Here is a 14,048-nt window from a genome sequence, read left to right as displayed (position 1 = left end):
CCATGCTCCTTTTACGACACCGATGCTTGGCAACTCTCTCGCCATGACGATAGGTGGTCGGTAAGACCGAGGCTCTCAATATAGTCGTCCTGAATGGCTGGCCCTTCACGATGTTGACCGGGGTGTTCTTTCTCTGTGTGCAGGGCATTTGCGATATGTACAGCCGTTAACGGGGTAAACTGGTGGGTTTCGAGCCTTGTGGGTCGATGATGGAATGCTACAGCTTCTACCACTGGATGTCGTAACCCCCAGAGTCCAAGAAGATAGCCTCCTAATTCTGCGTGCGATGCCGACATGATCTGCGTTTCGGCTTCGTGTAGTGATATCTGTTGCGTGTTGGATAGCTCAATCGCTTCGGCAAAACAATCGGGAAGTTGTGTGGCAAGAAGAAGAACGCCAACATCGTGCAGCATGCCTGCCGCAAGGGTATCGGAAATGACAGAGTCTTCTACTCCCTCGGTTTGCGCAATCTTTCGAGCATATTCTCCAGTTTGAATACTATGTTCCCATAAGGATTCACCAGAAAAACAGGTGGTGGCTTTAGGTGTGAGTTCTTCGAATACCTGAACCGTGAGGACTAGCGTCTTGAGCGTTTCGATTCCAAGGTAGGAAATGGCTTGACTGGGGCTCGAAACCTGCCGTGGCAAACCAAAAAACGCTGAATTCACGAGTTTGAGTATCTTGGCGGTCATGCCCATGTCTTTCTCAACGATCGTGGAGATATGCTCAAGGGTTGCTTCTGGATCTTCAAGCGTGTGGACTAACTCGGCATAGAGGGAAGGTAGGGTCGGAATGCTGATCATTTGAGAGGCCAGTTGTTTCAACGTGGGATCTTCAAGTAAGGCACTCAAGGCGCAGGTTCGAGAGATGGTCGCTTTGAGCATGTCAGCGTCGCACGGCTTGGACAGAAATTGATGTGCCGGTCCAACGGCTTTCAGAATGGTTTCCTCCTCTGCCTGTCCGGTCAACAGCAGTCTCGTCATCTGCGGGTAACGTGTTCGAACTTCTGTGAGCAGTTCTACCCCGTCCATGCCTGGCATTTTCACGTCTGAGACGATGACATCGTAAGGCGCCTGAGCAAGACGCGCTAAGGCGTCCTGGCTACTCGAGGCAAAATCCATATCCCATTCTTCTCGCATCGATCGGAGCATCCGCTGAAGACCTTGCAAGATGTTGGTATCATCATCTACGAATAAGATTCGTCGTTTCATGGTTCTGAACTCTTAATTTTGTGCTACTGAGTTGCGTGAAGCTTCCGTGTTTGTTGGGGCGATCGGGAGCCGAATGATGAATGTGGTCCCTTCGCCGATGATTGATTCCACCGTGAGTGTGCCCTGATGTTTATTCACCACGACGTCATGGGCAATGGCCAAGCCTTGACCTGTACCTTTTCCAACGTCCTTTGTCGTGAAAAACGGATCGAAAATTTTGTGTTGAACAGATTCGGGAATGCCAGGCCCGGTATCGGAAATGCGAACCTCCACATACGGGTCGACCGTGGCTGCGGAAATACGAATCGTGCCTTTTCCCCCGTCTTTGTTCTGGTTGCTGACTTCGGTAATGGCGTGCGCCGCATTCACGATAATATTCAAGAACACTTGATTCAGTTCACCGGGAAGACAGGGAATGACCGGTAGATCATCTTCAATCTGTACATCCACTTCCGCCACATACTTCCATTCATTGCTTGCGACCGTAATGGTGTTTTCGATGGCGTGGCGCAAGTCTGTCGGTTTTTTCTGGGTATTCCCTGGGTGAGAGAACTCTTTCATGGCACGAATGATTTTCGCGACGCGATCCACGCCATCAAGCGATTGTCCGATGGCTTTGGGCACTTCGTCGGTGAGGTATTCGAGGTCGGCTTCTGTAATGGCGGCACGGACAGTCGCGAGCAACTCGGGATCTAAGGCTCCGGCTTCTAGGGCCTGGCGAAGAGATCCGTATGCGGTCAGTACGCCGTCAAGACTTGCGAAGCTGTCTTTGAGGAATTGGAGATTATCGTTGACAAACTGAATAGGCGTATTAATTTCATGGGCAATGCCGGCAGCCAAATGGCCAATGGATTCCATTTTTTGCACAAGGCTGAGCTGAGTTTGGAGCTGTTTCTTTTCCGTTAGATCCGTTGCCAGAATGAGATGCCCCGAGATTTGCTGATCTTCTCCCATAATCGGCGTCACAAACACTTCCAGTATGCCTTCCTGTCCTTCGGGTTTGGTATAGGTGACTTCGTTCAGACAAATTGTTTTCTCAACGGTCAGACAATCTAAGATGGCCAGGCAAATGGGTTGCATATCAATCGGAATCCCGGACTCCAAAAATGGTTTCCCCAATACCTGATCTGCGGAGAGTGAAAAAGTATTCTTTGCGGCGTTATTCCATCGCATAATGCAATCGTTTCGATCTATGCCAATGAGAATTGAGGAAAGGGAGGCGAGTAATTTTTCTGTGAACAGAAACGAGTTCTTCAGAGCTTTCTCGGCCTCGAGGCGGTCTGTAATATCCTTAAAGACGACAACCGCCCCGGTTGGCATGTTTCCGTTAAGTATGGGAGTACTCGTATATTCAATTGGAAAAGACGTTCCGTCTTTGCGCCACAGTATTTCGTCTTCTGCATGATGGGGAAGTCCATCCCGTAAGGCTGCAAAGAGTGGACATTGGTCCTGAGGATAAGAAGATTCATCGTGGTACGAGTGATGTACTAAGGCATGCATGGGGTGCCCGATAACCTCGTCTGTCTGATAGCCCAACATTTTGGCGGCAGCCTGATTGAGAAACGTTGTGCGACCATGGGCATCTAAGCCGTAGATGCCTTCTCCGGCTGACTGGAGGATGTTTTGATGGTGTTGGCTTAGTTGTTCGAGAGCCTGTTCGGCTTGCTTTCGTTCTTCAACTTGTGATGCTAACGCGGTATTCGCTTTCGTGAATTCAGCCGTGCGTTTTTCGACCTGTTCTTCCAGTTGTCGAGAGGCACGACGAAGTTGCTTGAGGACTAACAGAATGCTACCAATGCCCAAGGCAATGATGCTGAGAAAAATGAGAAAGGTTTCTTGTAAATTTGTTTTCGACTGAACAACGGCGTATTCAAGAGGATGGATGACCTCTAACACCCCTCGCACATCTCCAGATTTCCAATCCGTTTTAGGGCTTTGGGGGTGTGTATTGTGACAGGCCACACAGGTGTCGTGCATCACGTCAGCCGTGGCGTATCGCAAAACATTTTGACCGTCTAAGACCGTAAATTGATAAAAAGGTTCTTGCGGGTTTGCGCTCAGTTGGCGAAGAGCGTCTCGTGCAAAGTCATCGGTCGGTCCTCCATTACTTCGCGATGGGAACGGGTAGTCGCTATAAAGTCGTACACTCCCGCCACTTTTCGTTTCTTCAAGACGTTTGCCTATTAAAATACTCAATGTGGCCGGTAGTGGAATCGCTCCTTCCTGCTCAGTGTAGTTATGAAGAACAGCAATGCCAACATGAGAGGCTCGTGCGACAACTTCTGATGAATATAGGGTACGAAATTGCCTTAGTGCCTCGGTATATCTTTTTGTTCCCGCCAGCGCCATGGATTGCACTAAACTCTCTGAGACTGTATTAAATTGCCAGAGAATTCCTACGCTACCTAGCAGTAAAAAAGTGATTAACAAGAGAAAGGTACGATCTCTGAGCAAGGTCCAAATACTAGAGGGGTTCGTATTTGTGATATGGTTCGATCGCATGAGCTAAGGCATTTCTTTGTGAGGGAACGGTCCTATTTTGATGAGAATGTTCATGGTGATATTCTGACCTCTTATCGGTATCGAGCAATGAAAATTGAAGCGTCATGCCTGCTGGACGGCGTTATCACAAAGTCGCGAGTATCAGGGTATCCGCAATATGATAATAAGATATTGATTACATTGTAGATTTTCTCTATAGATAAAGTGTTCTATTGGTAGCCTAGCTAGTCAAAGTACGACCAAAAAATGACCAGAAATACGACAATCCCGGTCACTAACATTGTTCATATTTTTTTAGAGGAGGCGTGAGATCTATGTTCATACGGCAGGTGTTGTTTGTCAGTATATTGCTGTGCGTTTGTACAACTTTGGTTCAGGCCAAAATCCAGGAGCACACCATTCCCTATACTCACGGGGAAACGCAGCTTCAGGGATACCTCGTCTGGGATGATGCCGTGAAGGGCACACGTCCAGGCGTACTCGTTGTCCATGAATGGTGGGGACTTAATGCCTATGCGAAAGCGCGTGCCAAACAATTAGCGACAATGGGCTATGTCGCGTTTGCTGCGGACATGTACGGAAAAGGCAAAGTGACCGACCACCCGAAACAGGCTGGAGAGTGGATGAAGGAAACGACGGCGAATGTCAAAACCTGGCAAGATCGAGCGATTGAGGGGCTTAAGGTTTTTCAAAAGCAGGAAATGGTGGATGTCAAAAACATTGCCGCCATCGGATATTGTTTTGGCGGAGCTACCGTCATGCAGCTGGTCTACAGTGGTGCGCCGGTACGAGGCGTGGTCAGTTTTCACGGAGCCTTGCCATTACCAAACGAGGGTCAAGCCATCAACACGAATGCCAAGGTGCTTATAGCTCACGGGAATGAGGATCCGTTTCTCAAAGAAGAGCACATTCAACAATTTCGCAGCGCGTTAGAACAGGCTGATCTTGATTGGCAGATGGTCATCTACGCGGGAGCCCGACATAGTTTTACGAATCCGGCAGCCGATAAAGTCGGGATGGATGCGCTGAAATATGATAAGAACGCAGATGAACGTTCCTGGAAGCATATGCAAGTCTTTTTTGACGAACTGTTTGGGGGATCTAAATAGCGATTATCAAAAAGTGACGTCGTAAGAGATGCATTGAGATTATATGAGGTGTACCGTCATGGAGTCATTAAATCTACTTGATGGCCAGTTGGCAAATGTGTAGTGGAGAGATGAAACGAATCCAGGAGCCGCACGATGCGGCTCCTGGGTTTGATGGGAGTTATCGGACCGCAATCTGGCGAGGTTTTGCGTCTTCCCGTTTCGGAAATTTCACGGTTAAGATTCCATCCGTAAAGGCAGCATCAGCCTTATCCCATTGTAGGTTTGTCGGCAAGCGAAACGATCGTTTAAACGAAGCCGAATTGACTTCTCTCACGTGATACCTTCGACTGGATTTCTCATCCTTGTCATTGGTTTCTTCTCGTTTCCCTTCGACCGTGAGTACGCCCTTATCCACTTGAACATTGACTTGCTCGGACTTCCAGCCTGGCAAAGCCAATTCTATTCCGAAGGTATCCGTATCTTCCCAGGCATTACCTGCTGGTGCCCAACTGGCAACATCGTGATCAAAGGCCCGAACGGCATCGTTCAGTAATCGGTCAATTTGAATATCAAATGGCGCATATCGTGTGAGTGTCATGGCACCCTCCTTTATGTATTATTTGTGATCGGTTTTCCTGTTTGTTTATCTCGCCGGCTTGATGAATAGATAAGTCGATATTGAAAAAAGTCAAGTGAAGAACATTCGAAAAACTATTCATAGAAGAACGACACGTGAGAGTCGTCGTCAATGACAACATCTAATAATTGGAACAACCCCGTAAAAAATATAGAGAGAATAGATAATATTGTTGATCTGATATTGCTTGATTGGATATGTGAAAACGGAGAGGGAAAATTAAGAAGGAAACTGGTGGGTGGAGAAAATAGGTTTCGATAGGTGGAAGTGCTGGCCCCATTTCCATGGGGCCAGAACGCTCAAGACGGCACTAGGGTATTGAAGGGGTGATGGTCTCCGACGGCTTGAGACCGGGATCTGACGGAGGCTCATGTGTGTCCTTCGCTGCACGGGGCTTCTGAATCTTGGAATCATTCGGCGTGGTAAGTGGCTCTGGAATGAGTGCTGGGTAGCCTGTATCCATGCGATGAGACCTCCTTGTTAATCGATTGCGAACAGTCGACATTGACCCATCATTAGTATTGTCGGCTGTGGGAAGCCTTGTGTAAAGGAAAATACTAGCGGCAGCAAAAATTTCTGCGACACACAAAAATTGTTAAATTTTATGTCCTCTTGACTCCTTCTCTCCTAGTATTATCTGGTATACTTCAGAATAGTTCAGATAGCAGACTGCTTGATGGTCCCCGTACTATCGGGGATGTCTCGGGCTCTTACTTAAATTTAACATATACGATAGCACTTCTAGGTTCACATCAAGACCCATGTCGAGATTTGAACGCGAAAACATTGACCAGCTTCTGGGGTACCTGAATCAGCAGATTATCGGGCAAGAAGGTCTTATCCTTCGCTTGCTGATTGCCCTGTTGGCAGACGGACATCTTCTTGTTGAAGGTGCTCCCGGTCTTGCTAAGACCACAGCAATTAAAACATTGGCTTCAGGTCTAGAAGCCGATTTTCACCGTGTTCAATTCACTCCAGACCTTTTGCCTGCGGATATTACGGGGACAGATATTTATCGCCCGCAGGATGGTTCCTTCACATTTCAACAGGGTCCGGTGTTTCATAACTTGGTGCTGGCGGATGAGATCAATCGAGCCCCGGCCAAGGTCCAGGCCGCGTTGCTGGAAGCCATGGCGGAGCGTCAAGTCACGATCGGACGCACAAGTTATCCTCTCCCTGAACTCTTCATGGTCATGGCGACGCAGAATCCTATTGAGCAGGAGGGGACCTATCCCCTTCCTGAAGCCCAGCTTGATCGATTTCTCATGTTTGTGAAGGTGGGATATCCTAATGTGGAATCAGAGCGAAAAATTGCCAAACTTGTCCGTCAACAGGCTCAAGCGATATCCATGGGGAGCCAAGGAATGCAGTCTCCCATTCCTCAAAAAGTAATTTTTTCCGCTCGTCAGGAATTATTCTCTCTTCATCTGGCCGAAAGTCTCGAAGAATATATTGTGCAGTTGGTGGTGGCGACTCGTAATCCCACGCCATATAGCGAAGAGCTCGGACGATACGTGCGATATGGGGCCAGTCCTCGTGCGACGATTGGTATTGAGCGATGTGCCCGCGCGCATGCCTGGCTGGCTGGCCGGGATTATGTTTCTCCAGAGGATATACAAGCCATTGCGCCAGATGTGCTGCGTCATCGTATCTTACTCTCGTTTGAAGCGGAAGCTGAAAACATCAGTACCGATCATGTGATTGCGGAGATACTCGCTCGTGTGGCCGTTCCCTGATCAAACGATTTCCAAGCCGGAATCTTTCTCTGTGAACACGCGTGATTCCGGGACAACCGTACAGCTGCGTGAATTGATTCATGCGCGTCATGCGATTACCGCGTTAGGCATGGGTGCCAAAAAAGGCGTGCGTTCGCTCTTAGCTGGCGGTGAGCGTTCGCCGTTTAAGGGAAGAGGCGTCGACTTTGATGAGGTCCGACGTTATCAAGCTGGGGATGACGTCCGGCATATGGATTGGCGCGTGACGGCACGGTCAGGCGAACCGCATCTTAAAATATTTCGAGAAGAGCGAGAGCGTCCCGTCTTTGTCGTGGTCGATTATTCCCACTCCATGTTGTTCGGGACGAAAGTTGCGTTTAAGTCGGTTGTAGCAGCTCAGGCTGCCAGCCTGTTGGCGTGGGCTTCTCACCACCGAGGAGACCGCACGGGCGCGGTGGTGTTTTCAAATTATGGTCACTTAGAGCGGCGCCCGCGTGGAGGAAAGTCCGGAGTGCTCCGCGTATTAGATGTCTTAGCGAGACATCATCACCAAGCACGAGAACCCCAACAATCCCAATCTTCCGCAGAGGAACAGAATCATGCTTCCTTTGTCTCTGCGTTAGCTCGAGTGACACGTACGGCTCGTCCGGGAAGTTTGATCTTTCTGCTGAGCGACTTTCGAAACTTGGATTCGCAAGCCCTTCCGTATTTGACGCAACTGAGCATCCATCAAGACGTCGTGAATGTATTGGTGTTCGATCCACTCGAGCGCGATCCGCCTGCTGCAGGAGTGTACCGTGTCACGAATGGCACTGACTTCGGAGTGTTAGACTCTCGTTCGACGTCGCTTGTTCAGGGATATCGCCGCCAATTTCGTGATCGATGGGAAAGTGTGGAACGCCTAAGTCTGCAACATGGTATGGGGTTTTTTTCGATTGGTACTCACGAATCTATTGCTGAAGCTGTTCTGCAAGGTCTTCGGAACGTTGGCGCCCGTCGAAAACATATCCCTGTAGGAAATAAAAAGTGAAAAATGTAAATCGCAAAATATAAAATGGGATTAATGTCTGTGTCAGCCTTCTTTACTTTACATTTTATACGTTGCATTTTTCATTGAGTCTATCTTATGGATCCGTTGGAACAATTACGTGATCTGCATATGCCTGACCCCGTTTCTCTTTGGCCGCCGGCCTTTGGATGGTGGATCGTGCTGCTTCTCGTTTTCCTTTGTGTCGCTATCGGGTTGTGGTTTAAGCGGTATCGACAGGCAACCGCTCCTCGTCGAGTCGCCTTAGCAGCGTTGCTCGACTTACAAACGTCATTTAACGAGACGCACGATACCACCACGTTGATGGCCGGGCTTTCGCAATTGCTTCGACGATACGCATTGGTGTGTTTTGGTCGTCAGAATGTTGCAGGGCTCACAGGAGTCGCCTGGCTCAAGTTTTTGGATGAGCAGGGAAAGACACCGCTCTTCTCAGGAGAGCAAGTTCAACAGGCCTTGACGGCTGTTCCGTATGGTGCGCAGGGATCGGTGGATGCTGAAGAGATGGCTACTCTCGTCAAACGTTGGATTAAGCAGACTCCCGTGCCGTCGAGAGGAAAGTCCGTATGATCTCACTCGCTTGGGCATGGGTGTTGGTGGTATTTCCGCTTCCCTGGATCGTTCGACGTTTTGCAAAACCCGTTGAGCATCTTGAAGAGTCTTCACTGCGCGTGCCATTTTTTCAAGAAATCATGCGTATGGAAACTGGCGGGAAAACCATAAAGAAGGAAGCGATTTCGTCAACGAGGTTTTGGTTCGGGATAGTGATTTGGACCCTGTTACTACTTGCTGCTGCGCGTCCACAATGGATTGGTGAACCGGTTGCCTTGCCTGTGAGTGGCCGCGATTTAATGATGGCTGTGGATATATCTGGCAGCATGGAAATTCCAGATTTTACGTTAAAAGGTGAACAGGTCAATCGCTTGATGGTGGTCAAAAACGTCGCCGGTGAATTTATCCAACGCCGACGTGGTGATCGTGTCGGGTTAGTCTTATTTGGGGCGCAAGCCTATGTGCAAACACCCCTCACATTTGATCGTGATACGGTCCAGGCCATGCTGACGGAATCGGAGATCGGGTTAGCGGGAAAAGAAACAGCTATTGGAGATGCCATTGGTTTGGTGGTGAAAAGGCTCAAAGGCCAATCGCATGAGAACCGTGTTCTGATTTTATTGACTGATGGCGCGAATACTTCAGGTGATATTCGTCCTATTCAAGCGGCCAAATTGGCTGCAGAGCAAGGTATTCGCATCTACACCATCGGTGTGGGTGCCGATCAGATGGAAGTGTCTTCGTTCTTTGGCAATCGAATGGTGAACCCTTCGAAGGATTTAGATGAAGAGACATTAAAGAAAATTGCTGAATTGACCGGCGGCGCATATTTACGGGCGAAAGATTCAATGCAGCTTGATGACGTCTACCGACAATTAGATCGTTTAGAGCCGGCAGCGCAGGAGGCTGAACTTTTTCGGCCAACGGATGAGTTGTATCCTTGGCCTTTAGGTTTCGGGCTTTTGCTCTCTGTCTTGATGACGCTTAGTCTCATTCGAATGCCGGTATTTGGGCCAAAGAGGTCAATATCCAAACCTATTTCCACCTCACCTGTGATGTGAGGGATTTTTAAACAGTGGGTAAGTAGATAAAGTGGGAAGTCGGAATTACAGGTGCTAGGCCACGGTATTCGATGAGGCAGAATACTTCGGCATAGGCAATCTTTGTTGGTGTCCAGATAGAAAATGGACGCCGGAATTATAGGTGCCCTAGAGGCCACGATAGTTGATGGGGCAATGGCTGATATTGGGCAATCTTTGTTGGGGAACAGACTGATAGAGAAGATGGATATACCGGGATTACAGATGGCCTAGGCCACGGTTGTTGATGAGACAGAAGGTTTCGGGTTGGGCAATCTTTGTTGGGGGAACAGGTAAGTAATGGAGGGTGTGATTACAGGTGGCCTAGGCCACGATAGCTGTGTGGGCAATTGACTAGTGTGAGGCAATCTTTGTTGAGGAACAGGTAAGCAATGGAGGGTGCGATTACAGGTGGCCTAGTACATTTTTTGCGGCCGTGGTGGTTTTTGGGATTCCTGCCGTTAGGTGTGATGCTTTGGCTTCTCATACGTCAGCGCGTAGGGGCACAAGGATGGGAAGTGGTGTGTGATGCGCATTTACTTCCGCATCTACTCGTTGGAAATACTCGGATATCGTCTCGTAGTCCGTATATCCTTTTGGCGATTGTTTGGTCTTTGTGCTTGTTGGCCTTAGCCGGTCCGGTATGGTCGAAGTTGCCTCAACCGGTATTTCGTGCGCAATCCGCACTTGTGTTGGTGGTTGATCTTTCACGATCGATGGATGCACAAGATATTCAACCTTCGCGTCTCACTCGTGCGAAGCACAAAGTGCTGGATATTTTGAAGCGTCGGCAGGAAGGTCAAACTGCCTTGGTCGTCTTTTCGGGTGAACCTTATGTTGTCTCTCCGCTGACGGAAGATGCCAATACGATTGCCGCCATGGTTTCTTCGCTCGATACCAGTCTGATGCCGGCTGTCGGGAGCCGCCCGGATCTTGCCTTGATCCAGGCCCATGATCTGTTGGAACAGAGCGGTATCTCGGAGGGCACGATCTTGCTCATGACTGATGGGGTTGATATGAGTGACATTCAACCTGTCGTGAAGAAAGTGCGCAGCCAACAGCATCGAGTTTCCGTGTTAGGGGTCGGCACATCTACTGGTGCTCCTATTCCACAGAGCGACGGGTTTCTCAAGGATGAAAATGGAGCCATTGTCCTCCCGAAACTGAACTCACAAGAACTTATGGAGGTTGCCAGGATGGGGCAGGGTCGGTATGCCACCATACGTGTCGATGATCAGGATCTTGACACGGTGCTCCCATCTGACTGGACGATCGAGAAGCAACAAGCCGATCACACAACATCACGGACAACGGATGTATGGCGTGAAGAAGGTCCATGGATTGTTCTGGGAATTGTGGCACTTACGATCCCGGCGTTTCGTTCGGGATGGCTCGGTATTGTCTTCGCGATGCTCCTGTTGACTCCGTCTCCAGGGCAGGCCTTCTTCGGGGAAGAGTGGTGGTCTCGACCGGATCAACAAGGTGCTCAGGCCATGAAACAGCATGACCCTCAAAAAGCATCAACGTTATTTGAAGACCCGTCATGGAAAGGTGTCGCGAATTACCGGGCAGGAAAGTTTGAAGAAGCCGTGGAAAGTTTCAGTCACGATGATTCGCCCGATGGACATTTTAATCGAGGCAATGCATTGGCCAGAGCGGGAAAACTCCAAGAAGCCCTGACAGCCTATCAAGCCGCGTTGCAACAGGCACCGACCCATGAAGATGCTCAACATAACTATGAGTTGATTGAGAAGTTGCTGAAACAACAAGACAATCAACAAGACTCTGATTCGAAGGGAGACCCTTCACAAGACAATCAATCTTCGGAGTCGCAACAATCAGAGGAAGGTCAAGCTCAAAAGAGTAAAGATCAGCCAGGTCAGCAAGAGGGGAAAGAATCCTCAGATAATGCACAGGCAGGGAAGCAATCTGATGCAGGATCCCAAGAGGACAAAGATAAATCATCTCAGGATATGGAAGAACAAGTATCTCAATCGCCATCAGGTTCTTCCGGGGAACAACAAGAATCAACCCCCGACATTGCGCAACAAGGGAATTCGGAGGTTGATGGCGAGGAGGACGAAAAACAAGAGCCACGTGCTGGCAATCTTACGGATGAATCCACAGAAGACCTGAGTGATGGTGAAACGGAACAGAAGTCTATGACAGCAGCCGGGTTGTCTCGAGAAGAAAAGACGGAATTGGAATCTCAACAAGCGACGGAGCAGTGGCTTCGACGTATCCCTGATGATCCAGGAGGTCTGTTACGTCGCAAGTTTCTTCTCGAACATCGCCGTCGGCAAGAAGCTGGTCAGGGCCAAGTTTCAGGTGGGAAAACATGGTGATGCGACGCGTCTGGTCCTTATGCATTTTTCTTCTGATCATGCTGGCCCTTGCGCCAAGCACCTGGGGGCAGACGGTTCGAGCCTATGTCGACCGCAATCCTATTTCCATCGATGAAACGGTACGTCTGATCGTTGAACAGCAAGGATCATCGTCAGGTGATGCCCCCGATCAATCAATGCTCCAAAAAGACTTTGATATTTTGGGAACGTCGCAAAGCAGCCAAACCAGTATTATCAATGGACAGTCCTCAGTCTTGCGGCAATGGATCATGACACTGGCGCCGAAGCATGACGGACAGATAACCATTCCATCGATTACCGTAGGCAACCAGCAGAGTGCCCCTCTCATTTTGAAGGTTCAGCCACCATCTCAAGGGTCGGCCAATGCCGCCGAAAAAGATATTTTTCTTGAAGCCACGGTTGAGCCGCAACGCCCCTATGTGCAAAGCCAAATCGTCTATACCTTGCGCTTGTACCATGCAGTTTCGATTCTTGAGGGCCAGATTGAAGACCCTCAAATGAGTCCAGCAGTCGTGGAGCGAGTTGGAGAAGACCGTTCGTTTGATACGGTTCGAGATGGTCGTCGGTACCAGGTTGTCGAGCGCCGGTATCTTATTGTTCCTCAGGCGAGCGGTTCATTGAAGATTCCTCCAGTGTTGTTTACGGGAAAGGTTCCTGACGGTCGAAGGTCGCGATCGGTGTTCGACGATATGTTTGGAGACGGTCTTGGTTCGTTAGGGAGAAAATTTCAATCCGCGAAAATTGTACGAGCGCGGAGCCAAGAGGTGACGCTGCAAGTTCAGGAGATTCCTCCTGGCATGAACAGTGATACCTGGTTGCCGGCCCGAGAGTTTTCACTCACGGAAACATGGTCTATCGACTCATTGGAGGTGCAGGTCGGCGAGCCGGTCACAAGAACGATTACAATGCAGGCAAAGGGACTCACCGGAGAGCAATTGCCGGAGTTGTCCATTGCGGACAATGCGCAATTGAAAGTCTACCCAGAACAGCCGACTATTACCACGGCGTTTGATGGATCATGGGCAGTCGGAAGTCGAGAGCAAAAACTGGCATTGGTCCCAACGCACCCTGGGCACCTGACCATTCCGGAAATTCGTGTTCAATGGTGGAATCTGGAACGGCAGCGGATGGAGGAGGCAGTACTTCCCGCACGTGATCTGACCGTATTGGGTTCGGTCTCTTCTCCCAATGTGTCTGCGGTTCTTGAGGGCAAAGGTAACAGCAATGTGAGTGAGACGATCGCGCCAGCTTCCCCTCTTGAGTCCAATGTCGCGTTGCGTAATGAGCCTGATCATTCATCTCCCTCTTTTCCCCCGGTGAGTCAATGGCCAATCATGACAAGCCTCTTCCTCATGCTGTGGCTTCTCACCATTATTGGGTGGTGGTATGACAGAAGAGCGTTTCGCGCCAATCGGAGGTCGTTGAAGACCCAAGACGATGAGCATGTAGGTCGTTCTCTTCGTTCGGTCAGAGAAGCCGTCAAGAAGGCGTGTTTGGACAACTCGCCGAATCACACTCGAGAGGCGATGCTTCAATGGGCTTCAGTGACGTGGGGGAGCCGGGTTCATCGAAATCTTGGGAGTATTGCTCGGAACCTTTCAGGCGAAGAATCGCTTCATGGTGATGCACAACAAGCCATTTGGGAATTAGATCGGAATCTGTACGCGGCTCATCCAGAAGCGTGGGATGGAAACCAATTTTGGAAACATGTCGAACCGGCACTGAAACATCTAGAAAAAGGTACTGGAACGAAATCTTCTCAGCAAACGCACGAGTTAGCTTCGCTCTATTTACCTTCTTCTTCGTCATGATGTTTCGCATGACATTGTATGGAATCAGCGGTATAAGAA

Annotated in this window: 11 protein-coding genes; 7 read left to right on the top strand and 4 right to left on the bottom strand. The window is 49.4% G+C overall.

The genetic code is table 11. The annotated features are described in order from the left end of the window. Positions 1–11: 11 nt before the first annotated feature. Both ACWHX8_RS19860 and ACWHX8_RS19855 read right to left on the bottom strand, forming a co-directional pair. Positions 12–1,211 carry an HDOD domain-containing protein gene (locus ACWHX8_RS19860; protein WP_447969870.1) on the bottom strand — a complete coding sequence of 400 codons (1,200 nt, stop codon included), beginning with the start codon at positions 1,209–1,211 and terminating at the stop codon, positions 12–14. Positions 1,212–1,223: 12 nt separating this feature from the next. Continuing rightward, positions 1,224–3,713 (bottom strand): PAS domain S-box protein, encoded by a 2,490-nt coding sequence (locus ACWHX8_RS19855; protein ID WP_447969869.1) that lies wholly within the window; start codon positions 3,711–3,713, stop codon positions 1,224–1,226. 314 nt (positions 3,714–4,027) lie between these two features. On the opposite strand from ACWHX8_RS19855, the gene ACWHX8_RS19850 reads away from it, so the two are divergent. Then, positions 4,028–4,822 carry a dienelactone hydrolase family protein gene (locus ACWHX8_RS19850; protein WP_447969868.1) on the top strand — a complete coding sequence of 265 codons (795 nt, stop codon included), beginning with the start codon at positions 4,028–4,030 and terminating at the stop codon, positions 4,820–4,822. 160 nt (positions 4,823–4,982) lie between these two features. On the opposite strand, the gene ACWHX8_RS19845 is transcribed toward ACWHX8_RS19850, so the two are convergent. After that, entirely contained in the window at positions 4,983–5,402 is a 420-nt protein-coding gene (locus ACWHX8_RS19845) for an Hsp20/alpha crystallin family protein (protein WP_447969867.1), read from the bottom strand. Positions 5,403–5,751: 349 nt separating this feature from the next. Then, positions 5,752–5,904: a hypothetical protein gene (locus ACWHX8_RS19840; protein ID WP_447969866.1), complete on the bottom strand. Its 153-nt coding sequence runs from the start codon at positions 5,902–5,904 to the stop codon at positions 5,752–5,754. Positions 5,905–6,202: 298 nt separating this feature from the next. On the opposite strand from ACWHX8_RS19840, the gene ACWHX8_RS19835 reads away from it, so the two are divergent. The 6 genes from ACWHX8_RS19835 (at position 6,203) to ACWHX8_RS19810 (ending at position 14,009) form a co-directional block, all read left to right on the top strand. Continuing rightward, the gene (locus ACWHX8_RS19835; RefSeq protein WP_447969865.1) at positions 6,203–7,177 is read left to right on the top strand and encodes an AAA family ATPase; all 975 of its coding nucleotides are present in this window, start codon (positions 6,203–6,205) and stop codon (positions 7,175–7,177) included. A gap of 31 nt (positions 7,178–7,208) precedes the next feature. Continuing rightward, positions 7,209–8,186, top strand: a complete 978-nt coding sequence (locus tag ACWHX8_RS19830; protein ID WP_447969864.1) for a DUF58 domain-containing protein — start codon at positions 7,209–7,211, stop codon at positions 8,184–8,186. 96 nt (positions 8,187–8,282) lie between these two features. Further along, a complete protein-coding gene (locus ACWHX8_RS19825; RefSeq protein ID WP_447969863.1) occupies positions 8,283–8,771 on the top strand; it encodes a DUF4381 domain-containing protein in 489 nt (162 codons plus the stop codon). Then, a complete protein-coding gene (locus ACWHX8_RS19820; RefSeq protein WP_447969862.1) occupies positions 8,768–9,814 on the top strand; it encodes a vWA domain-containing protein in 1,047 nt (348 codons plus the stop codon). Before ACWHX8_RS19825 ends, ACWHX8_RS19820 begins: the two co-directional genes overlap by 4 nt. A 410-nt stretch (positions 9,815–10,224) precedes the next feature. Then, positions 10,225–12,177: a VWA domain-containing protein gene (locus ACWHX8_RS19815; RefSeq protein WP_447969861.1), complete on the top strand. Its 1,953-nt coding sequence runs from the start codon at positions 10,225–10,227 to the stop codon at positions 12,175–12,177. Continuing rightward, positions 12,171–14,009: a BatD family protein gene (locus ACWHX8_RS19810; RefSeq protein ID WP_447969860.1), complete on the top strand. Its 1,839-nt coding sequence runs from the start codon at positions 12,171–12,173 to the stop codon at positions 14,007–14,009. Before ACWHX8_RS19815 ends, ACWHX8_RS19810 begins: the two co-directional genes overlap by 7 nt. The last annotated feature ends 39 nt before the right edge of the window (positions 14,010–14,048 follow it).

The sequence above is a fragment of the Nitrospira sp. M1 genome, from assembly GCF_965152605.1.
Note: the sequence above shows the minus strand (reverse complement) of the source record. Positions and strands in the feature narration are given on the sequence as shown.